Below are 20,453 nucleotides of genomic sequence, written 5' to 3' on the forward strand. Positions count from 1 at the left end.
GCCGTATCGCTTTGGCTGGTGGTTACTTCGCTCTTGGCTACCGTCATGTCGCGGGTCTCCGCGCTGGCAGCTGGCTCACTCTGCGCACCTTCAGCTCCGGCACTTTCGCCCTGCTGGGCCAGCTTTTTGGCCTTGGCCCGGGCGATGGCTGCGGCGATAGCGGCCTTCTTGGGATCGACCGCTTCGCTTGCAGCCGTATCGCTTTGGCTGGTGGTTACTTCGCTCTTGGCTACCGTCATGTCGCGGGTCTCCGCGCTGGCAGCTGGCTCACTCTGCGCACCTTCAGCACCGGCACTCTCGCTCTGCTGGGCGGCCTTCTTGGCTTTGGCCCGGGCAATGGCAGCAGCGATAGCGGCTTTCTTGGGATCAACCGCTTCGCTGGCCGCAGATGGGGCATCGCTTTGGGTTGCAGCGGATTCGCTGGTGCCAGCATTTGCAGTCAGATCGCCCTCAGGGCTGTCACTCTGCTGGGCCAGCTTCTTGGCCTTGGCACGAGCGATGGCGGCAGCAATTGCGGCTTTCTTGGGATCGACGGGCGCATCGCTTTGGATGTCTGCCTCGGCTGCCGTGCCGTTGGCTGTGCTTACCGGCTCGCCACTGGCTTCGGCCTTTTTAGCTTTGGCCCGGGCGATGGCGGCGGCAATCGCCGCTTTTTTCGGATCAACTTCTGCCTTTTGCTGATCAGCATCTACCGCAGGCGCAGCAACGGCTTCGGCAGTCACAGGCTCGGCGCTATCGCCAGCCTGAGCGGCCTTTTTGGCCTTGGCGCGGGCCAGTGCGGCAGCGATGGCTGCTTTCTTGGGATCGCTGGCGGGGTCAACCGCCTCGGCGGGTTGCGCCGCAGCGGCAGTGTCGCTGTTTGCGCTCTCTGCCAGCTTGGCGGCGCGGCGCGCCTCCGCTTCCCGTTTGCGGGCTTCGCGGGCGGCAATCACCGCGCTGTTGTCAGGCAAGCCCTCGGCGGTGGCGGCAATGGCAGTGATGGGGGCATCCTGCTTGGCCTTGATGCGGGCCAGCGCCGCTGCCACCGGATCTTCCCCGCCTGCGGCCGTCATGGTCTGACGGCGTTGGGCGGCGGCTTCGGCATGGCGCGCTTCGCGGGCCGCTTTCTCCCGCTCGAAACGGGCCTGCTTGGCCTCAAAGCGCTGCTTGGCGCGCTCGGCTTTTTCGGCCTCGGCACGGGCTTCGCGGATGTCGTCTTTGGCGATCTTGTAGTACTGCACCAGCGGGATCTCGCTGGGGCAGACCCAGGCGCAGGCGCCGCACTCGATGCAGTCCATCAGGTTGAGTTTCTCGGCCTTGTCATACTCCTTGGCCCGGCTGTACCAGTAGAGCTCTTGCGGCAGCAGAGTGGCCGGGCAGGCATCGGCACAGGCGCTGCAACGGATGCAGGGCTGCTCCGGGCCGGGGGCGGGCAGTTCGGCCTGCGTCGGCGCGAGCAGGCAGTTTGTGGCCTTGACCACAGGCACCATGGCGTGGGGCAGGGTAAAGCCCATCATGGGGCCCCCCATGATCACCCGCTGCTCCGCTTCCGGTTGCAGCTCGAAACGCTGCAACAGCCAGCGCACCGGCGTACCCAGGCGCACCCAGGCGTTGCCGGGTTTTTTGAAGCTGTCACCGGTGAGGGTGACGATCCGCTCGATCAGCGGTTCGCCGTCGATAATGGCGCGCTTGATGGCAAACACGGTGGCAACGTTGAGCACCATGATGCCGATATCGACCGCGCGGCCGCCTTTGGGCACCTGACGGCCGGTGAGCAGCTCGATGGTCTGCTTGGCACCGCCCGAGGGGTACTTGGTCGGCACCGTCTTGACCAGCACATCTTCATCGGTGGCGTGGCGGGTCAGTTGCTCGATCGCCTCGGGCTTGTTGTCTTCCACCCCGATCAGGGTGAGTTTCGGTTTGAGCAGGTGCTTGAGCACCCGGATGCCATCCATGATCTCGTCGGCATACTGCTGCATCAACCGATCGTCGGTGGTGATATAGGGTTCGCACTCCAGCCCGTTGACGATCAGGATCTCGGTGAGCTGGCCGCGGCCGTCGAGCTTGCTGTGGGTCGGGAACACGGCGCCGCCAAGGCCCGCCACCCCCGCCTGCTGAATGCGCTCGAGCAGCTCGCCCCGCTCCAGATTCCAGTAATCGGCTTTGCCATTGCGTTCGCCCCACTCATCCTCCCCATCCGGGGTGAGAATGACGCAGAGATCGCCGAGTCCGGAGGGGTGGGCAACCGTGTGGTTGCCAATCTCGGTGATGGTGCCGGAGGTAGAGGCATGGACAGGGACGACCCGCCCCTTGGCATAACGGGTCAGCGGCTGCCCTTTTTTGACCTTGTCGCCCACCTGCACCAGCAGATCGCCAGCGGGGCCTGCGTGCTGGCGCAGCGGAATGATGAGGCGTGGCGGCAGACCGGCGTCTACCACCGGGCTCTGGCTTGATTGCAGCTTGTTGTCGGCGGGGTGAATGCCGCCGTGAAAGTCCCAGAGCGTGCCGGCTTTGATACGTTCGAGTAAGGAATGCATGGTTGCTCCGCTGTTTATTCCACTATCTTGACCGGAATCTTGCCCGGAACATGCACGTTATTGAGATCCCACTTCCAGTTATCGACCGTGGTGGGCACCGGGATCATCTCGATGCAGTCGGTCGGGCAGGGATCGACACAGAGATCGCAACCGGTGCACTCGTTGGCAATCACGGTATGCATCGCCTTGGTGGCGCCGACGATGGCATCCACCGGGCAGGCCTGAATGCACTTGGTGCAGCCGATGCACTGATCTTCGTGGATAAAGGCGACCTTCTTGACTGGCACTGCGGCCTCGTCACTGCCACCCAGTGGCTGGGGCTCGACCCCCATCAGATCGGCAATCTTGCGCATGGTGGCCTCGCCACCGGGCACGCACTTGTTGATCTGATCGCCGTTGGCGAGCGCCTCGGCGTAGGGTTTGCAGCCGGGATAGCCGCACTGGCCACACTGGGTCTGGGGCAGCAGGGCATCGAGCTGATCGACGATGGGGTCTGCTTCCACATGAAACTTGACGGCGGCAAAGCCCAGGATAATCCCGAACGCCAGCGCCAGCAGGGTGAGCACCAGAATGGCAAAGAGAATATGGATCATGGTTATATCTTGATAAGGCCGGTAAAGCCCATAAAGGCCAGCGACATCAGACCGGCGGTGATCATGGCAATCGACACCCCGCGAAACGGCGCGGGCACATCGGCGGCGACCAGACGCTCGCGCATGGCGGCAAACAGGATCAACACCAGCGAGAAGCCGGTGGCGGCGCCAAAGCCGTAGATCACGCTCTGGATAAAGTCGTGTCGCTCATTGATGCTGAGCAGCGCCACCCCGAGCACCGCACAGTTGGTGGTGATGAGCGGCAGGAAGATCCCCAGCAGGCGATAGAGGGTCGGGCTGCTCTTGCGCACCACCATCTCGGTAAACTGCACCACCACGGCGATCACCAGAATAAAGGCGAGGGTGCGCAGATAGGCGATATCCAGCGGCAGCAGGATATAGTGCTCCACCAGATAGGAGCTGGCACTGGCGAGGGTCATCACGAAGGTGGTCGCCAGCCCCATGCCGATGGCGGTTTCCAGCTTGCCGGAGACCCCCATAAAGGGGCAGAGGCCGAGGAATTTCACCAGCACGAAGTTGTTAACCAGCACGGTGCCGATCAATAAAAGCAGGTACTCAGTCATCAATTACCGTCACTGAAAGTCGGGTTATCGGGGGTTGAAGGCGGGCGGTATTATCTGACGTTAGGGCCAGTTAAACAACCGCAAGGCCGCATGGTTATTATGCAACTGGATAATTTAGCCGGGGTTTTGGGCGAGAATCCGGTGGGTTTTGCGTCATTTTCCCACCGGGTGAGAAGCCTTACTAACCAACAGCCAGTTTGGCGGCCTCTTTCCACATAAATGGCGGCATCGGAGTAGTGAGACGCCATTTAATGTTCATCGGTTGGCTGCCAGTGTGGGATACGTACTCCACCTCACCAAAGTTCACAAAGCCAAGGGTGCGGCCAAATTCATCTTTGCTCTGCTCGCGGACGAACAGAAACAAGCGCTTACCTTCTGCTCTGTGGTTTATGTAACTCAGCCCTTTACCCCGTTCTGGGCGAGCGCTGTTTTGGCTCTGCCAATGAAACAGCGACTCGTTGATGGCGTAGTCGTGATAACGGGTAGTGGGGGAGAAGTGCTGTTCCGTTTTGTTCAAGGTCACGAACAGCAACTCGATATGTTGCTCTGCAATGACATAGACCCCTTCGCGAGCCGTGGGTTGCTGCGCGAAGGTGGTCGCGCCAAAGCCAACCAGCACCTGCTCTCTGGCATAGCGAGCATGCAGTTGCAGCGGATTACCGGGAAGGCTTGGCATGGCGCTTTGTTCGTGCTGCACCCGGTTGATCAGCATGGGTAACAGATCTGCCAGCTCGGCCCTTAACTCTGGTTGATTGAGTTGTTTCAGGCTGTGCGCCAAGGAGCTAAAGCCAGCAGTGGGGCCGCTCTGTTGCCAGAAGTCGTAATGGCACATCAAGGCCATACGTTCATCGTGTTCGGCCGTTAAGGTAAAGGCGTTTTCCACCAAGGTTTGTAAGAATTTCAAGTAATGGAGCGCATTGCAGCCCAATAGCCGGGTTTTGATGGCCCGGGTGTAGAGGGTCGACAGCTTCTGATCGCTCATTTCAGAAATGGTATGGTTGCTAGCCTGTTTGACCAAGGCGCTCCAGTTACCGCGCTTGTAGATCTCCTCTAGGCTGATGTGAGGGTAGAACTTCAAAAAGTTCGCCAGCGTCAGCGGTAAATCACAATCCAGTGAGAAACGGCGGATCAGGCCCATGAGGCGCGAGGTATTGAGGGTCGCCTTTTTGATATTGCTCAGAATTAACTCTTGGGTCTGTTTTGAGAGTTCGATGCGGCAGCCCAAGGGGGCGTGAGGGAAGCCCTGTTTGATTTCGTGGCTGATCGCCTTGTTGGTTTTGCCCACCAGTGCCCGGAATTTCTGGGCAAAGTCATACTCAGCACGGGCATTGCCAACAAAGTCCAACACGGTGCAGCACTCTTTATCGCTCGCCAGCCGCAGGCCGCGCCCTAATTGCTGCAAGAAGATAGTGAGGCTTTCCGTTGGTCGTAAAAACAGCAAGGTATCGACTTCCGGGATATCAACCCCTTCGTTGAAGATGTCCACCACGCAGAGAATATTGATAACCCCAGTGCGCAAATCTTGTTGTTTACTATGTCGCTCGTCTCGATTATCGCTGGTGAGGATGTCAGCCTTGATGCCCTTCAATAAAAATGCCTTGCACATAAAGTCGGCATGTTCACGGCTCACACAAAATGCCAGCGCTTTGATCTTGGTAATATCGGTGACGATCTCATTGAGGCTCTGGACTATTTTCTGTACCCGCTGCTGATTGTGGCTATAGATATTGGTGAGTTCAGTGATGTCATAACGGCCATTTTTCCAAGCCACTTGGCGCAAGTCAGTATCATCATCGATACCAAAATATTGGAACGGACAGAGATGGCGACGATTGATGGCCTCGGGCAAGCGGATCTCTGCTGCGATGACACCACAAAAGTCGGCAAGAATATCACCGCCATCATGGCGCTCTGGCGTTGCGGTTAATCCCAACAGAATGTGAGGTTCAAAGGCGGCGAGCAGACCGCGATAACTGGCCGCCGCAATATGGTGAACCTCATCAATGACGATGTAATCGAAATAATCTGGGCTAAGACGTAAATTAGCCAGCTGGTTATTCAAGGATTGCACCGAGGCAAATAGTTGACGGTAGTGGGTTGGCACGGCGCCGCCGACTAAGAGTTCGCCAAAATTGGATTGCTTGAGCACACCGCGGTACGAGGCTAATGCTTGGCGCAAGATCTCCTCTTTGTGGGCGACAAACAGGAACTTGGCGTCGGGTTTGGTTTTCAGAAAACGCGCAAAATCAAAAGCGGAGATCAGGGTTTTCCCTGTACCGGTGGCCGCAACCACCAAGTTACGGAAGCGCTGGTGTAAAGCGCGCTCCATCGCCAATTGTTCAAGGATCTCCAGTTGATGGGGAAACGGCGTGATATCAAAAAAATAGGCAGGGCTATTTTTGTCCCCATCCCCACGGGCCTCTTGCAGTGCATGCTGCAATTTTGTACGGCTTTCGAGCTTGCCATCAAACAGCTCAAAATCATCGGATTCCCAATAGGTTTCAAAGGTACTCAGGGATTTCTCGATAATATGAGGGATCTCTTGCGAGGTGATTTTTAGGTTCCACTCCAAGCCGCTGGTGAGGGCAGAGTGAGAGAGATTGGAGGAACCTATATAGCCGGTATGAAAGCCGGTATTTCGGCAAAAGAGATAGCTCTTGGCATGCAACCGCTCGCGCTGGGTGTTATAGCTGAGTTTGACTTCGGTATTTGGGAGGCTGGCTAAAAATTCAACTGCCTTGGCATCGGTCGCCCCCATATAAGAGGTAGTAATTACTTTTAATTGGCGGCCGCTGCGAGTGAACTCTTCCAGCTCATGACGGAAAATCCGGATTCCTGCCCATTTGATAAATGAGACCAGCCAGCAGATGCTATCTGCCGATAAAATTTCCCGTTTAATCTCCGACTCCATCGACAAACCCGCATTGCTGCCACAAAACAGTTCGCTCTGAGTGAGACCTGTCAGAGGGAAAATATCCTCGGCATATTGCTTTAAATTGGCGGAGATGGGGTTATCCAACTGGTAAAGCGCGGTCAGAATTTTCCCCTGACTATCGATGAGGTTCTCGCCAATAAAGTCTGGGTCTTGGGTGCGATCCTTTAGCCAAAGCAATAACTGGTTAGCCAGCTCGATCTGCCGTTGCAGCTGATCCTCTCCAGTGACCGAACCCACCGCATATTCCAAAACCCGGCTCAGAAATCTGGATAACCAAACTGCCGCTTCGGCAGGTTCAAGTTGGCGTTCCCCTACGTAAAAGCGCGCGCGGTCGAGTCGAGATGTCAGCAGTTGAGTAATGAGCTGTTCATAAATACCGCATTGTTGCATCGCACTTTAGCCTTGAACGTTGTACATGAGGGTGGCGAGAAGAGTATCATTTTTTCCAACCAAATCAGTAAGCTGTTGTCGCCTGTTACTCGTTTGAAAATCGCCCTGGTTTTCGGTAAGAGAGCGCGGCAGTAACAACCACAGGGAGGTGGTGATGGATCCGGTTTCCTATCTTTTTTCGGCTTATCTCAATCTGGTACAGCAGCAGGTTGCGGATATCTATGGCACCGAGGCCAAGACGCTGGTGGTGCAGTATGAGGGGGAGTCAGTCCCGTTCTCTTTTCAGCTGTGGCAGATCCAGCAGCCGAGCGTTTGTCGTCCCTACGAGCAGGATGTGCGGCGTTTTAGCCAGTGCACGGTCAAGGCGTCCGCCCTGTTTCACAAGCTGTGCGATGACTTGACCCGGCAGGATGACAGCAGTTGGCAACTGCCCAAATTTCGCACCATGTACTGCTCGGCGGCCGTCAGTTATCGGCCCCTTATCGCCGAAATAGGGGATGCCAAACAGAGTCCGGCCAAGCTGGCGGAGCGTGCCTGCAATCAGGCGATTCTGGCGGCAATGGACAGTGATGATGAAGCCCTGCTGGCCCAGCGGGATAAAGCGTGCGCAGCGGTGCAGTAACGCGAATTTATTTGACCAGATCATTTGCGCTCGCTTTGCGCGTCACGGCACACATGGGCTTCCCCTTGCCGGGTATGATGGGGTTGCCCGCCGTGGCGACGACAGTCGGATGCTTGCGGGCATATGTCGGTCACATCAGCCAGATCACCACCAGGAGGTAACCATGATCAGCCATATCGACCATCTGGTATTGACGGTCAGTGATATCGAACGGGCCGTGGAATTTTACAGTTCGGTGCTCAATATGGAGGCCATCACCTTCGGTGCGGGGCGCCGGGCGGTAGGGTTTGGCAACCAGAAGATCAATCTGCAACTGCTGGGGCAGGAGCCGCGCAATCGGGCGCAGGTGGGGTCGGGAGATGTCTGCCTTATCACCCGCTGGCCGCTGGAGCAGGTGATGGCCCAGCTGGCCTGCCACGGGGTGGAGATTGTCGAGGGGCCGGTGACCAAAAGTGGCGCCTGCGGGCCGATAGAATCCATCTACTTCCTCGACCCGGATCAGAATCTGATAGAAGTGAGCATCTACCCCTGACAGGGTTGGCGCGGCGCCTGACGGTGCAACACCTATCAGAATCACTCTACTTCCTCGACCCGGATCAGAATCTGATAGAAGTGAGCATCTATCCCTGAGCCCACTAAACCATCACCCCCATCGCCATCATCAATAGAAAGGGGCTGTTAATTGACGGCCCCTTGCTCGTATCGCCATCGACCCAGCGCCAGTGGCTCTTTGCCGATACTCCAGAAACGCCCTAGAAAGGTGCGCTGCTCTCGTCGCTCTCCTGTAAAAACTGCTCCACTTCTGCCTGATAGGCCGCATCAGGTTGACCGCTGCTGGCAGGGGTTACTGCTGCAGACCGGGCGACGGGAGGGGCGGTGAGGGTCTCCATCACCCGCTGCTGCAGATAGGGGTAGAAGGGGTTGGAGGAGGTGCGGGTGAGGGCGCCGGGGTTGACGATCAGCACGCCGCGCTCGCCACGCAGGGCCAGACCGCCGAGATTGATGCCGTATTGCTCCCGCTGCTCCGGGCGCGCCGCCATGCCATAGAGGGGGTCGTCCATCGGGAAGGGGAGCGCCACGTGGGAGAGGGAGTAGATCTCTTTGGGATAGTCGATGCCCAGCGGACGGATATGTTCATGCTGGTCGGCGCTGGCCAGCGTTCTGGCCTGCGTTGCGGGAGAGGCGGGGTCCACATTGCCCACCACGGTGAGGTGATAGTGCTGGGGGGCGTTTGGCAGCAAGCGGTGCAGCGCCAGCTCGGAGGCCGAGCTCATCAGCGGGCCAAACAGGGTGCTGCGGTTGATATCAAACAGCACCAGTTCGCTGCCGTTGGCCGGCAGGTAGTGGTAGAGATCGGCAATGATGGAGCGGGTGCTGACGGTGTAGTCCATCACCGACTGGAAGGTGAGGGCGGGGGGAAACGCCGCCAGCTCGCCACTGGCGGCCAGCTGGCGCACCTGCTGCTGGATGGCGTGGGTCAGGCGATAGGACTGGCGCGCCCCGTTGACCGGAAACGAGTTGTACTTGAACGGGTTGAACTCCGGCATGGTGTCGAGCCAGGCGGCGTTGGCAAAGGCGGGCAGCAGCGCAGGCACGGCCTTGAGCCCGGCGAAGCGGGCAAAGCGGGTCACCCCGATCATCGGGGAGATCAGCACCAGCCGATCCGGTTTTGCCAGCGTGCCGCTCGGGTCGGCCAGCGCATCGAGCGCATATTTCACCGCCAGCGCGCCGCCGTTGGAAAAGCCCACCAGATGCAGCGGCCGCTTGCCCGGTGCCAGCAATCTGGCCTCCCGCACCGCCAGTCGGGTGGCGGCCAGCCAGGTCTCCCAATCCACATCCACGAGGCCAGCGGGCACGGTGCCGTGGCCGGGGATCCTCAGCCCCAGCGCGATAAAGCCCTGCTGCTGATAGCGTCTGGCCAGATGGCGCAGGCTGTAGGGGGAGTCGGTCAGGCCATGCAGCAGCACCGCCACCCCTTTGACTTCCCCCTCGGGGCGCAGCAGGTAGGAGCGGTTCCAGTTCTGCTGAAAGCGGGCGGGATTGATGGGGGCGCCCTGATAGTAGCGATTGCTGGCCAGTTGCTGCTCGGGCAGCGTTTTGGCGACTACCTCGGTGGCCACCAGCTCGAACAGCTCTGCTTCGCGGGCCAGATAGGCTTGCCAGTCGCTGCGATCGAGCTCATCGGCGCTGAGTTCGGGGGGCACCACTGTGTGCCACAGTTGCAGCGGCGCTGCCTGCCAGGCGAAGTAGGCGATCACCGCCCATGCGGTCAGCAACAGCAGCAACAGGGTTAGCAGAGCACGGCGAACAAGGCGGCGAGTGTGAGCCAGCATGGTGCAATCCTTGGCGATAGGGGTGGGGCCGCCTCTGGGCGGGCAAGTTTGGCGCAGCATCCAAGGCGCTGCCAACCGGCTTAAAGCCTAATGGAAACAAGGTGATATGTATAGTTGATGGCATTCGGCCGCGCTGGCTGTGGGCGCCGGATCCCGCTGTTGGCATCAGGCTGGCCGTTCAAAGACTGCATCGCGGGCCATCTGGCGCAGTGAACTTGTCCGCGGATGCCCGCTTGGGCGCTGCGACCTTGCAACTATCTGCCCCTGAAAGGGGGCAATTATGCTACTGTAGAGGCGTTTTTTGATGGATAAGCTGGCATTGGCCTTTTTTGAAGATGGAATGGTATGCAGAACTTTGACGTAGTGAATTGGCTGATGCAGCAGACAGCCTCCCCGGCGCAGCCGGAACAGGCGATGGCACAACCGGGCGCGGCCCAGACCCTGTGGCAGGTGCCCCATGCTGGCTAACGAATCCATGCGCCTGAACAAATACATCAGCGAGAGCGGTATCTGCTCGCGCCGCGAGGCCGACCGCTTTATCGAGCAGGGCCACGTCTTTATCAACGGCAAGCGGGCCGGGATCGGTGATCAGGTGCAGGTTGGTGATCTGGTCAAGGTGAACGGTCAGGTGATCGAGCCGCGCGAGGCGGACAGTCTGGTGTTGATCGCCCTCAACAAGCCGGTGGGCATCGTCAGTACCACAGAGGCGGGCGAGAAGGACAACATCGTCGATTTCGTCAACCACAGCACCCGGGTCTTCCCCATCGGGCGGCTCGACAAGGATTCGCAGGGGCTGATTTTCCTCACCAACCACGGCGATCTGGTCAACAAGATCCTGCGGGCGGGCAACGATCACGAGAAAGAGTATCTGGTGACCGTCGACAAGCCGGTGACCGACGAGTTTGTGCGCGGCATGGCGGCCGGGGTGCCGATCCTCGGTACTGTGACCAAGAAGTGCAAGGTGAAGAAAGAGGCGCCGTTCGTCTTTCGCATCACCCTGGTGCAGGGGCTTAACCGCCAGATCCGCCGCATGTGCGAGCACTTCGGTTTTGAAGTGACCAAGCTGGAGCGTATCCGCATCATGAACGTCAGCCTCAAGGGGCTGCCGGTGGGCGAGTGGCGCGATCTCACCGACGACGAGCTGATCGATCTGTTCAAGCTGATTGAGGACTCCTCTTCCGAGGTGAAACCGGCCAAAGGCGACAAGCCCAAGGCGGCCAAGGCCCCTGCGGCTCAAAGCGCCAAACCGGGGCAGGGCAAGAAGCCGCGCCGCGATGACGATCACGAGATTGGTGGTCGCCCCAATGTGCCGGGCCCGGAAGCCTTCGAGAAGAAGCTGCCGGTGGGCAAGGGTGGTGCGGGCAAAGGTGCAGCCAACAAAGGCGGCGCTGGCAAGGGCAGTGCAGGCAAAGGAGCCCCCAATGGTGGCAAACTGGCCGCTGGCAAGCCGCGCACCGCTAACACCGGACGGCAGAAGAAGGGGCGCTGAGTTGCCCCTCTGAGTGGCATCAGCCGCCAGTCATCTCCAATACGGTTCTCTCCAACACACCGGCCTCAGGCCGGTGTGTTGCTTTGGGTCGCAGAGCTGGCCGAGAGAGGTGCCGAAAGTGGCGGCTCGCTGGCGGTCGGTAACCGCATAACGCGGGGATAGTGGCGTGGGTCGAGGCGCACTACCAGCAGGCTCATCAGCAGCAATCCTCCCAGTTGCCACTGCCAGGCGGCCGCAAAGTCGCCCACATAGTGATAGAGCCGCGCCGCCACCCAGGGGCCGGTGGCCGCCAGCATAAAGCCGAACCCCTGCATCAGGGCGCTCAGGGTGCCTGCGCGGCGCGGGTCTGGCAGGTGATCGAGCGCAATCACCATGATCAGCGAAAAACTGCCGCCAAGACCGGCGCCGCACAGCATGCACCAGAGAATGGGGGCGCTGGCTGGCGCCAGCCAGAGACCGGCAAATCCCGCCAGCTGCATGGCGATGGCAAGGCCCATCCACGGCCGCCGATCTAGACTGCGCGCCGCCAGCAGCGGCAGGCCGAGGCCGCTGGCGGTCTGGGCCAGTGCCAGCCAGGCGACCAGCTCGCCCGCCTGCGCGGCGCTCCACCCATTCGCCATATAGGCGGGGGCCAGCCAGGCCACCACGATGCCGTAGCCGCTGTTGATGATGCCAAAGCAGACGATCAGCAACCAGCTGCGGGGCAGGGTGATCAGCCGCTGTTCGCCATCGGGAATGGCGACCGCGGCGGTGCTTGGCAGACGCACTTTCCATCCTAGCCAGACGAGGGCCAGCAGCAGCGGCAGGCTCCAGAGCGCCAGTGCCCGCGACCAGTCGAGGCTGACTGCCAGCCTTGGGGTGAGACTGGCCCCCAATGCCCCGCCCCCCATCATGCAGGCAGAGAAGATCCCCATCACCAGCGGTACCTTGTGGGTGAAGGCCTGCTTGATCAGTGCCGGCAGTACCCCCTGCACCAGTGCCGAGCCCAATCCACACAGCGCCGCGCTGGCGATCAGCAGGGCGCCGCTTTTGGCATCGAAGCGCATGGCGCTGCCAATGCCGAGCAGCAACAGGGCCGCCCCCAATAGTTGGCACGCACTGGCGCGCCGACGCAGGCTGGGAGTGAGCAGCACGCCAATCCCGATGAGCCAGAGCGGCAACAGGGTAAGCCAGGCGAGGGTATCCATCCCGAGCGACAGGGCGCGGCCAATCTCGCCGCTCAGCGGGCCGATGGCGGTAAGAAAGGGGCGCAGATTCAGGCCAATCAGGATCACCAGCACCAGCAGTGCGGTCTGGCCTGCGGGTTGATCCGCATTTTGTTGATTCATCGGGTGCTGTTTCCGGTTCTGGGAGAGACAGGGGGCATCCGGGACGCGGAGTCATCGGGGCTGAACATGGCAGATCACCGTCAAAGGAGGCAAAAACGCCAGCCTAGCGGGCTCGAAAGTCATTTGGAAATTAAATGATAGAATGACTTTCAGTGGTTTTGTAAATGGAGCGCCCCATGCTGGATCCCCTGTTACTGCGCAGTTTTGTCGCCATTATCGATACCGGCAGCTTTACCCGCGCCGGTGAACGGGTCCATCTGACCCAATCCACCATCAGCCAGCAGATCCGCCGCCTTGAGCAGCAGCTCGGCTGCCCGCTACTCGATCGCGCTGGCCGTCAGGTGGTGGCAACGGCGGAGGGGGAAAAATTGCTGGGTCTGGCCCGCCGCATTCTGGCGCTGCTGGCACAGGCCGAGGAGCAGGTGAGCGAGGGGAGCGTGTCCCTCAGCCTCGGGGTGCCGGAGGATTTTGCCGCAGGCGCCATTACCCCGGTGCTGGCCGCTTTTGCCCGCGACTACCCCGAGGTGCGGTTGGAGGTGCAAAGTGGCCTGAGCCACGAGATCTGGCAGCGCTTCGAGGCGGGAGAGCTGGATCTGGCGCTGGTCAAGCAGACTCGGGGAAAGGGTTCGCCCCTTGCCAGTTGGCGCGAGCCGCTGGTGTGGGTCGACAGTCGCGACTGGCCCGCACGGGAACGGGATCCGCTGCCGCTGGTGGTGTTCCCGAGCGAAGGGCTCTATCGGCGGCAGATGACCGAGGCGCTCGATGGTCTTGGGCGGCGTTGGCGTATTGCCTATGTCAGCGCCAGCCTCGCCAGTTTGCAGGGGGCGGTGAGCGCGGGGATCGGGGTGAGCTTGCTGCCCAAACGGTTGATGCCCGCCGATCAGCTGGCCCTGACCCAGTGGCCCAAGGTGGCGCCGGTGGAGCTGGCCCTCCATGCCGGGGGAAGCGGGAGCGAGCCGCTCACCCGCTTGAGCGCGGCCTTGATAGCCCTCTGTGACGAGGTGATGGGGCCGCAGTAATTTGCGGTATGGGGAAAACTGAAGTCGGAAAGATAAATGGGGGGATCAGTGATCCTTCCCCTCCGCCAGCTTGCGCTCGTAATCCTGTTTCACGATGGCCAGTGCTGCCAGCACCAGTTCCGGGGCCAGCTGGTTGGTCTCCAGCAGTTCAATCAGATCCACCGCGAGTTTTACCTCGGGCGGGGCAGTTTCCAGTGACATGGGCAGGGTTCCGGTTGCGGGAAGAGGGGGGATTATACAGGGGCGCCGCCGTTGGCCGAAAGCGCCCGCTCTGTCGGGCTGTGAGGCATGAAGGTCAGAGGTGCTGACGCATCTCCTTGTCGATCTCCTCGCGCAGGGCAATCAGCTTTTTGGCGTACTGCTGCAACTGCAGATCGCTCTCGCTCACCGGCTGCCACTGGGGCACCGGGGTCGGCTTGCCCTGCTCATCCATCGCCACAAAGATGATGATGCAGTGGGTGGTCTTGTGGCGCTCGGTGTCGGTGGGGTGGCGGCTGTAGACATCCACCGCCAGATGCATGCTGGTGGTGCCGGTGTGGATCACCTGAGCGTGCACCTCCACCAGCTGGCCAATCTGGATGGGGCGCAAAAAGCGGATCCCCCCCACATAGACGGTCACCGCATAGCCGCCGCACCAGCCGGCGGCGCAGGCATAGCCCGCCTGATCGATCCACTTCATCACCATGCCGCCGTGGACCTTGCCGCCGAAATTGACGTCGGAGGGTTCGGCCAGAAATTGCAGGGTCAGTTCGCGATTGGGCACAGTTACATCCTTATTGCCTGAAGGGTTTCCCTGAGCTTTGCCCCATCGGCCTGCCCGGTCAAGGGTTCATCCCCGATTCAGGGGGGCGGGGTCACTATCTTGCTCTATCGACGGGAACATAGCCGCAGGAGTGACACCATGAAACAGATGCTGGAACAGTTGCTGGGGGCTGGCAAAGGCTGGCTCAACGAAGGCGGAGACAAGCGCAAGGGGCAGATGCAGGGGGCGCTGGCCGGTGGCGCGCTCGGTCTGTTGCTGGGCAATAAAAAAGTGCGCAAATATGGTGGCAAGGCCGCTGCCGTGGGCGGCGCCGCAGCCCTTGGCGGGCTGGCCTACAAGCTCTATCAGGATTGGCAGGCCCAGCAGGCGGCACCGGCCCAGCCCACCCATCCCATCAGTGGGCTGGAAGGCAATGCGCTGGATGCCCGCGCGGCGCTTTTGGTGCGCGCCATGGTGGCAGCAGCCCGGGCCGATGGCCATATCGACGGGGCCGAGCGCCAGAAGATTCAGGAGTACCTGACCGAACAGGGTCAGAGCGATGTCGCCCGCTGGATTGACGCCGAGCTGGCCCGTCCCCTCGATCCCCACGCGCTGGCGCGGGAAGTGACCGACATGGAGCTGGCCACCGAGGTCTATCTCGCCTCCCTGCTTGCCATCGAAGTGGATCACTTTATGGAGCGAGGCTATCTCGACGAACTGGCGCGCGCCCTCAAACTCGATGACAACCTCAAGGGAAGCATCGAGCGGCAGGTGGCCCAGCTTAACGCCCCCGCCTGATATTCCTCACCGCCATGGATTGCCGATAACGCCCCGCTCAAGGGGCGTTGTTGTTTCTGCTGCCCGTCAAAAGATGCGGATGAGCCTATTTGGATTGCTGAGCACAGCCCCTAAGATGGCGCAGGACCATCACCTTTTCGCAAGGAGCAACCGTTGGAGATACGCAAGGCAACCGAACTGGATATCGACGCGATTGTCGAGCTGAACCGGCAGATTGGAGAGATCCACCATCAGCACTATCCCGAAGTGTTCTGCCCCCCTTCGCCAGAGGAGCGGGCATTTTTGCTGAGCGCCATCGGCGCCGAAGGGCGTCTATTCTGCGTTGCCGAGCAGGATGGCATGGTGGTGGGATTTTTGACGGCGCGGATCGACATCAATGAGAGCGTGCCATTTCTCAGCAAGCTGCCTATCTGCCGCATCGGCTCGGTGGTGGTGGATGAGCAGCACCGCTCCCGCGGGATTGGCAAGGCGCTGATCGCCCATTGCGATGAGTGGGCCAAGGCCCGTGATGCTCAGCAAATCCGGCTGGAGGTGATGGCCTTCAACGAGCGTGCCCAAGCGCTCTACGAGGCGCTGGGCTTCAAGGTGCAGTCGCAGATCATGGCCAGATGAGCTGTTTGTTATGGCGAGTAACGCCGCGTCACTCCCCAACTACAAAGGCCCGTTACGGGCCTTTGTTCGTTTCGCCAGCGGCTCTTTGTCTCGTTACTTTTCACCGAGCTGCGCGGCAATCAGCGCGGCCAGTCGGGTGAGGGCCTGCTCCAGCTGCTCGCTCCAGGGATGGGAGCTGTTGAGGCGCAGGCAGTGGTTGTGTTGTCCCTGACTGGAAAAGAGCGCGCCGGGGGCTACTGAAAAACCGCTGCCCAGAGCCTTGGCGTGCAGGGTGCGGCTGTCGAAAGGGGCAGGCAGCGCCAGCCAGAGAAAGTAGCCGCCATCGGGGGAGGAGATCCGTACCTCGTCCGGCAACAGCCGTTGCAGGGCCGCCCGCATCTGCTGCTGGCGCTGGGCCAGGGTGTGGCGCAGGCGGCGAAAGTGGGCATCGACCCCGCCCTGGCGCAACATCTCGGCCAGCGCCAGCTGGCTCGGCACATTGGTGGAGAGGGTGGACATCAGCTGCAGCCGCTGCACCCGCTCGGCATGGGGCCCCGCCACCACCCAGCCGACCCGAAAGCCCGGCGCCAGACACTTGGAAAAGGAGCTGCAGAGCAGGCTTTCGCCACGCTGATCCCAGTGGCGGATCGGCTTGGGGCGCTCGCGGCCGAAGTAGACCTCGGCATAGACGTCATCCTCCACCAGCGGCACCCCATGGCTGTTGAGCAGTGCCATCAGTTGCGCTTTGTGACCATCCGGCATGGTGTGGCCCAGCGGGTGCTGCACATTGCCCATCAGCCAGCACGCCTTGACCGGAATGCGGGTGAGGGCGTCGGCCAGCAGGTCGAGATCGATGCCAACCCCCGGAATGACCGGGATCTCCACCGCCTTGAGTTTCAGCCGCTCGATGGCCTGCAGGGCGCCATAGAAGGTGGGGGACTCCACCACCACCCAGTCACCGGGCTCGGTCAGCACCTGCAGACTGAGGGAGAGTGCCTCCATGGCGCCTGTGGTGATGATGATCTCCTGCGGATTGACCGCCACCCCGTCGCTGGCGTAACGCTGGGCGATGGCGCGGCGCAGCGCTTCGTTGCCGGGGGGAAGGTCGGACACCGTGCTGAAGGGATCGAGCTTGCGCATGCAGCTGGCCAGGGCCCGCCCGAGCTGGGGATGGGGGAACAGGGTCGGGTCTGCCACCGACATGCCAAGAGGCACCAGATCCCGCGATTTGCTCGCCTGCAACACCTCGAACACCAGATCGTTGATATCCACCGAGCCGCTGTAGTGGGTCTGGCTCGGGGTGTGCTGCACGACCTGCGGCGAGGCGGCTTTGACGTAGTAGCCGGACTGGGGGCGGGCGAGGATCCGCCCCTGACTCTCCAGCAGTTGATAGGCCTGCAACACCGTCATGGGGCTGAGCCCGTGGGTCTTGCAGCTCTGGCGAATGGAGGGGATGCGCTCCCCCGGTTGCCAGATGCCATCGTCGATCTGGCTTTGCAGGCGGTCGGCCAACTGCTGGTAAAGGGACATGATCTGGATCAACTGTTATAGGTGTAATTCAATATAACTGCATCTGTTATAGGTGTCATGCTCCGTGATGTACTTGTCACGCACGAAACGTGCAAGGCAAATACAACAAAAGAGAGTGACGCATGATCAATCCGGATGACGTGGTCAGCCTGTCTCGCCTGCAATTTGGCGCCACGGCCCTGTTCCACTTCCTGTTTGTGCCCCTCACGCTGGGGCTGTCCTGGATCCTGGTGATCGCCGAGTCGGCTTATGTGATGACCGGCAAGGTGATCTATCAGGACATCACCCGCTTCTGGGGCAAACTGTTTGGCATCAACTTCGTCATGGGGGTCACCACGGGGATCACCATGGAGTTTCAGTTCGGCACCAACTGGGCTTACTACTCCCACTATGTGGGGGACATCTTCGGTACCCCGCTGGCCATCGAGGGGCTGATGGCCTTCTTCCTCGAATCGACCCTGGTGGGGCTCTTCTTCTTCGGCTGGGACAAGCTTTCCCGTGGCAAGCACCTGCTGGTGACCATGCTGGTGGCGCTCGGCTCCAACCTCTCGGCGCTCTGGATCCTGATCGGCAACGGCTGGATGCAAAACCCGGTGGGGGCCGAGTTCAACCTGTTGACCCAGCGCATGGAGCTGGTGGATATCGCCGCCGTGCTGTTCAACCCGGTGGCGCAGGTGAAGTTCGTTCACACCGTCGCGGCGGGCTATGTGGCGGCCTCCATGTTCGTGATGGGGGTGAGCAGCTGGTATCTGCTGCGCAAGACGGAAGTGCAGTTTGCCCTGCGCTCCTTCGCTATTGCCTCTGGCTTCGGGCTGGCGGCCATCCTCTCGGTCATTGTGCTCGGGGATGAGTCGGGCTATCGCACCGGCGAGGTGCAGAAGGTGAAGCTCGCCGCCATCGAGGCGGAGTGGGAGACCGAGCCGGCGCCAGCTTCCTTTACCCTGTTCGGCTTCCCAGATCAGACTGCCGAGACCACTCACGCCGCCATCAAGATCCCGTATCTGATGGGGATCATCGCCACCCGCTCCATCGACGAGGCGGTGACCGGCCTCAAGGATATCAAGGTGCAGAACGAGGCACGCATTCGCAGCGGCATGGTGGCGGCAGAGGCCCTCGACCAGATCCGGCAGGGTGATGACAGCCCGGCCAACCGTGCCCGCTTCGAGCAGCACGGCAAGGATCTTGGCTACGGCATGCTGCTCACCCCCTATGCCAGCAATATCGCCAAGGCCGGTGAGGCAGAAATTGCCAAAGCGGTCGATGACTCCATCCCGCCAGTGGCGCCGCTCTTCTGGGGCTTTCGGGTGATGGTGGGGCTTGGCGTCACCATGCTGGGGCTGATGGTGGTGAGCTTTGTTCAGCTCTGCCGCAACCGGCTGCAAGACTCGCCACGGCTGCTCAAGACCCTGTTCTGGAGCATTCCGCTGCCCTGGATTGCCATCGAGGCGGGCTGGCTGGTGGCCGAGCTCGGCCGTCAACCCTGGACCATCAGCGATGTGCTACCGGTCTCGGCCTCGGTCTCTTTGCTTCAGCCGGGCCAACTCTGGTTCAGCCTGATCGCTATCTGTTCCATCTACACCCTGTTGCTGGTGGTGGAGCTGTTCCTGTTGCGCCATGTGATCCGCAAGGGGCCCGCCATTCTCCATACCGGCCGCTACAGCGGTGAACAACCCGAACTTGCGAGGATCGCCTGATGGATTACGCAACCCTGAAACTCATCTGGTGGGCGCTGGTGCTCTTCATGATGGTCGGTTTTATCGTGATGGATGGCTTCGATCTCGGCATCGCCATGCTGCTGCCGGTGGTGTCGAAAGATGACGACGACCGCCGTCTGGTGATCAACAGCGTGGGACCGGTGTGGGAGGGCAATCAGGTGTGGCTGATTGCCGGTGCCGGTGCCCTGTTCGCCGCCTGGCCGCTGGTTTATGCCGCCGCCTTCTCGGGGCTTTACATCCCCATGGTGGTGCTGCTGCTTGGGCTCTTTCTGCGTCCGGTCGGCTTTGACTATCGCAGCAAGCTGGCCGATCCGGTTTGGCGCCGCTGGTGGGATCGGGCGCTGGTGGCCGGTGGCCTGATACCGGCGCTCATCCTCGGTGCTGCTATCGGTCTGGTGATGGAGGGGCTGCCGTTTCGCTTCGACACGGCGCTGCGCCTGCACTATGGCGCGTTCGACTTTCACTGGGGCTGGCTGCTCTCGGTGCTGGCCACTGCCATCAGCCTGTTGCTGCTGCACGGCGCTGGTTTTCTGCAAGCCAAGGTGACCGGCACCCCTGCGCTGCGCGCACGGGGGATCGCCATCCTGCTGGCTCCGCTGGTGAGCCTCTGCTACTTGCTGGCCGGCTGGCATCTGGTGGATCTGCAAGGGTTTCAGCTGACCGGTGTCGGCACACAACCCTTTGACCCGAATGTCGCCATCAGCCCGCTGATGAAAGGGGTGATCCCCCACGCCGGAGGCTGGCTGCGCAACTATTTTGACTATCCGCTGCTGTGGTTGGTGCCGATCATCGGGGCGCTAGCGCCGCTGGTGAGCGGGATTGCCTCCTGGCTGGAGCGGGGCCGGATTGCGCTGCTGGCCAGCGCCATCGCCTGCACCGCCATGCTCTGCTCGGTGGCCATCGCCCTGTTCCCCTTCGTGCTGCCTTCATCACTTGATGCGGTCAGCAGTCTGACCCTGTGGGACAGCACCTCCAGCTACAAGACCCTGGCCATCATGTTCGGCCTCGTGCTGGTGCTGATGCCGGTCAACCTGGGCTACACCGGCTGGGTCTATCGGGTGGTGCGCGGCAAGCTCGACCGTGCCCGCATCAAGCGCGATAGCCATCAACTCTACTGACCTCAAGGGATCTGCTATGTGGTACTTCACCTGGATTTTAGGCCTCGGATTCGCCCTGCTGCTGGGCCTGTGCAATCTGCTCTGGCTGGAGGCGCGCTGGGAAGCGGCTGACCGCGACCAGATCTGATCTGCGGGGTTGACCCGCATGCC

General features: G+C 61.0%; 19 protein-coding genes. 10 read left to right on the top strand and 9 right to left on the bottom strand.

Features of this window, described 5'->3' with window-relative positions; genetic code table 11:
* From rsxC to AB5Z05_RS04230, 4 genes are all read right to left on the bottom strand, one after another.
* On the bottom strand, window positions 1-2,516 hold a 2,516-nt coding region (gene rsxC / locus AB5Z05_RS04215), incomplete at its 3' end, for an electron transport complex subunit RsxC (protein ID WP_368150199.1).
* Between the two features lie 14 nt (window positions 2,517-2,530).
* On the bottom strand, window positions 2,531-3,109 hold the full coding sequence (rsxB, locus tag AB5Z05_RS04220) for an electron transport complex subunit RsxB (protein ID WP_005350799.1): 579 nt from the start codon (window positions 3,107-3,109) through the stop codon (window positions 2,531-2,533).
* Window positions 3,110-3,111: 2 nt separating this feature from the next.
* Window positions 3,112-3,693, bottom strand: a complete 582-nt coding sequence (gene rsxA, locus AB5Z05_RS04225; RefSeq protein ID WP_005337600.1) for an electron transport complex subunit RsxA — start codon at window positions 3,691-3,693, stop codon at window positions 3,112-3,114.
* A gap of 181 nt (window positions 3,694-3,874) precedes the next feature.
* Window positions 3,875-7,018, bottom strand: a complete 3,144-nt coding sequence (locus AB5Z05_RS04230) for a DUF3427 domain-containing protein (RefSeq protein ID WP_368150201.1) — start codon at window positions 7,016-7,018, stop codon at window positions 3,875-3,877.
* Between the two features lie 154 nt (window positions 7,019-7,172).
* Between AB5Z05_RS04230 and AB5Z05_RS04235 the strand changes: the two genes are divergently transcribed.
* Entirely contained in the window at window positions 7,173-7,640 is a 468-nt protein-coding gene (locus AB5Z05_RS04235; RefSeq protein ID WP_075115198.1) for a hypothetical protein, read from the top strand.
* 163 nt (window positions 7,641-7,803) lie between these two features.
* Complete coding sequence (locus tag AB5Z05_RS04240) at window positions 7,804-8,172, top strand: VOC family protein (RefSeq protein ID WP_043825666.1); 369 nt, start codon at window positions 7,804-7,806, stop codon at window positions 8,170-8,172.
* Window positions 8,173-8,392: 220 nt separating this feature from the next.
* Here the strand turns inward: AB5Z05_RS04240 and AB5Z05_RS04245 are convergent, their stop codons facing one another.
* On the bottom strand, window positions 8,393-9,973 hold the full coding sequence (locus AB5Z05_RS04245; protein ID WP_368150204.1) for an alpha/beta hydrolase: 1,581 nt from the start codon (window positions 9,971-9,973) through the stop codon (window positions 8,393-8,395).
* A 345-nt stretch (window positions 9,974-10,318) separates the two neighbouring features.
* Here AB5Z05_RS04245 and AB5Z05_RS04250 point away from each other — a divergent pair, with 345 nt between their 5' ends.
* Both AB5Z05_RS04250 and rluF read left to right on the top strand, forming a co-directional pair.
* Complete coding sequence (locus tag AB5Z05_RS04250; protein WP_265176566.1) at window positions 10,319-10,441, top strand: hypothetical protein; 123 nt, start codon at window positions 10,319-10,321, stop codon at window positions 10,439-10,441.
* A complete protein-coding gene (rluF, locus tag AB5Z05_RS04255) occupies window positions 10,431-11,462 on the top strand; it encodes a 23S rRNA pseudouridine(2604) synthase RluF (RefSeq protein WP_368150206.1) in 1,032 nt (343 codons plus the stop codon). Before AB5Z05_RS04250 ends, rluF begins: the two co-directional genes overlap by 11 nt.
* 65 nt (window positions 11,463-11,527) lie before the next feature.
* On the opposite strand, the gene AB5Z05_RS04260 is transcribed toward rluF, so the two are convergent.
* Window positions 11,528-12,790: a cyanate transporter gene (locus AB5Z05_RS04260; protein WP_139747827.1), complete on the bottom strand. Its 1,263-nt coding sequence runs from the start codon at window positions 12,788-12,790 to the stop codon at window positions 11,528-11,530.
* Window positions 12,791-12,966: 176 nt separating this feature from the next.
* Between AB5Z05_RS04260 and AB5Z05_RS04265 the strand changes: the two genes are divergently transcribed.
* Complete coding sequence (locus AB5Z05_RS04265; protein ID WP_139747826.1) at window positions 12,967-13,809, top strand: LysR family transcriptional regulator; 843 nt, start codon at window positions 12,967-12,969, stop codon at window positions 13,807-13,809.
* Between the two features lie 45 nt (window positions 13,810-13,854).
* On the opposite strand, the gene rsmS is transcribed toward AB5Z05_RS04265, so the two are convergent.
* Together rsmS and AB5Z05_RS04275 are read right to left on the bottom strand one after the other, a co-directional pair.
* Window positions 13,855-14,010: a pleiotropic regulatory protein RsmS gene (gene rsmS / locus AB5Z05_RS04270; RefSeq protein ID WP_074042636.1), complete on the bottom strand. Its 156-nt coding sequence runs from the start codon at window positions 14,008-14,010 to the stop codon at window positions 13,855-13,857.
* Between the two features lie 94 nt (window positions 14,011-14,104).
* Window positions 14,105-14,572, bottom strand: coding sequence for an acyl-CoA thioesterase (locus AB5Z05_RS04275; protein WP_021230653.1), 468 nt, complete (start codon window positions 14,570-14,572; stop codon window positions 14,105-14,107).
* Between the two features lie 138 nt (window positions 14,573-14,710).
* Here AB5Z05_RS04275 and AB5Z05_RS04280 point away from each other — a divergent pair, with 138 nt between their 5' ends.
* Both AB5Z05_RS04280 and AB5Z05_RS04285 read left to right on the top strand, forming a co-directional pair.
* Window positions 14,711-15,349 carry a tellurite resistance TerB family protein gene (locus tag AB5Z05_RS04280; RefSeq protein ID WP_042656069.1) on the top strand — a complete coding sequence of 213 codons (639 nt, stop codon included), beginning with the start codon at window positions 14,711-14,713 and terminating at the stop codon, window positions 15,347-15,349.
* A gap of 153 nt (window positions 15,350-15,502) precedes the next feature.
* Window positions 15,503-15,961: an N-acetyltransferase family protein gene (locus AB5Z05_RS04285; RefSeq protein ID WP_368150209.1), complete on the top strand. Its 459-nt coding sequence runs from the start codon at window positions 15,503-15,505 to the stop codon at window positions 15,959-15,961.
* A gap of 93 nt (window positions 15,962-16,054) precedes the next feature.
* On the opposite strand, the gene AB5Z05_RS04290 is transcribed toward AB5Z05_RS04285, so the two are convergent.
* Window positions 16,055-17,470 (bottom strand): PLP-dependent aminotransferase family protein, encoded by a 1,416-nt coding sequence (locus tag AB5Z05_RS04290; RefSeq protein ID WP_368150211.1) that lies wholly within the window; start codon window positions 17,468-17,470, stop codon window positions 16,055-16,057.
* A gap of 122 nt (window positions 17,471-17,592) precedes the next feature.
* Here AB5Z05_RS04290 and AB5Z05_RS04295 point away from each other — a divergent pair, with 122 nt between their 5' ends.
* Genes AB5Z05_RS04295 through cydX form a run of 3 tightly spaced genes read left to right on the top strand, consistent with a single transcriptional unit; the run spans window position 17,593 to window position 20,430 of the window.
* Complete coding sequence (locus AB5Z05_RS04295; protein WP_368150213.1) at window positions 17,593-19,164, top strand: cytochrome ubiquinol oxidase subunit I; 1,572 nt, start codon at window positions 17,593-17,595, stop codon at window positions 19,162-19,164.
* Window positions 19,164-20,303 carry a cytochrome d ubiquinol oxidase subunit II gene (cydB, locus tag AB5Z05_RS04300; RefSeq protein ID WP_139433722.1) on the top strand — a complete coding sequence of 380 codons (1,140 nt, stop codon included), beginning with the start codon at window positions 19,164-19,166 and terminating at the stop codon, window positions 20,301-20,303. The genes AB5Z05_RS04295 and cydB overlap by 1 nt, the downstream gene beginning before the upstream one ends.
* Before the next feature lie 16 nt (window positions 20,304-20,319).
* Entirely contained in the window at window positions 20,320-20,430 is a 111-nt protein-coding gene (gene cydX / locus AB5Z05_RS04305; protein ID WP_041208534.1) for a cytochrome bd-I oxidase subunit CydX, read from the top strand.
* The last annotated feature ends 23 nt before the right edge of the window (window positions 20,431-20,453 follow it).

This window comes from Aeromonas sp. R2-4, from assembly GCF_040908365.1.
In the GTDB taxonomy this organism is placed as follows: Bacteria; Pseudomonadota; Gammaproteobacteria; order Enterobacterales; family Aeromonadaceae; genus Aeromonas; species Aeromonas veronii.

What these genes read in the sequence shown, in the direction of transcription:
- AB5Z05_RS04265 (WP_139747826.1), top strand. Translation starts at nt 12,967, where the DNA reads ATGCTGGATCCCCTGTTACTGCGCAGTTTTGTCGCCATTATCGATACC.
- AB5Z05_RS04295 (WP_368150213.1), top strand. Translation starts at nt 17,593, where the DNA reads ATGATCAATCCGGATGACGTGGTCAGCCTGTCTCGCCTGCAATTTGGC.
- AB5Z05_RS04250 (WP_265176566.1), top strand. Translation starts at nt 10,319, where the DNA reads ATGCAGAACTTTGACGTAGTGAATTGGCTGATGCAGCAGACAGCCTCC.
- rsxB (WP_005350799.1), bottom strand. Translation starts at nt 3,109, where the DNA reads ATGATCCATATTCTCTTTGCCATTCTGGTGCTCACCCTGCTGGCGCTG.
- rluF (WP_368150206.1), top strand. Translation starts at nt 10,431, where the DNA reads ATGCTGGCTAACGAATCCATGCGCCTGAACAAATACATCAGCGAGAGC.
- AB5Z05_RS04280 (WP_042656069.1), top strand. Translation starts at nt 14,711, where the DNA reads ATGAAACAGATGCTGGAACAGTTGCTGGGGGCTGGCAAAGGCTGGCTC.
- cydX (WP_041208534.1), top strand. Translation starts at nt 20,320, where the DNA reads ATGTGGTACTTCACCTGGATTTTAGGCCTCGGATTCGCCCTGCTGCTG.
- AB5Z05_RS04290 (WP_368150211.1), bottom strand. Translation starts at nt 17,470, where the DNA reads ATGTCCCTTTACCAGCAGTTGGCCGACCGCCTGCAAAGCCAGATCGAC.
- AB5Z05_RS04240 (WP_043825666.1), top strand. Translation starts at nt 7,804, where the DNA reads ATGATCAGCCATATCGACCATCTGGTATTGACGGTCAGTGATATCGAA.
- rsxA (WP_005337600.1), bottom strand. Translation starts at nt 3,693, where the DNA reads ATGACTGAGTACCTGCTTTTATTGATCGGCACCGTGCTGGTTAACAAC.
- AB5Z05_RS04245 (WP_368150204.1), bottom strand. Translation starts at nt 9,973, where the DNA reads ATGCTGGCTCACACTCGCCGCCTTGTTCGCCGTGCTCTGCTAACCCTG.
- AB5Z05_RS04235 (WP_075115198.1), top strand. Translation starts at nt 7,173, where the DNA reads ATGGATCCGGTTTCCTATCTTTTTTCGGCTTATCTCAATCTGGTACAG.
- rsmS (WP_074042636.1), bottom strand. Translation starts at nt 14,010, where the DNA reads ATGTCACTGGAAACTGCCCCGCCCGAGGTAAAACTCGCGGTGGATCTG.
- AB5Z05_RS04260 (WP_139747827.1), bottom strand. Translation starts at nt 12,790, where the DNA reads ATGAATCAACAAAATGCGGATCAACCCGCAGGCCAGACCGCACTGCTG.
- AB5Z05_RS04230 (WP_368150201.1), bottom strand. Translation starts at nt 7,018, where the DNA reads ATGCAACAATGCGGTATTTATGAACAGCTCATTACTCAACTGCTGACA.
- cydB (WP_139433722.1), top strand. Translation starts at nt 19,164, where the DNA reads ATGGATTACGCAACCCTGAAACTCATCTGGTGGGCGCTGGTGCTCTTC.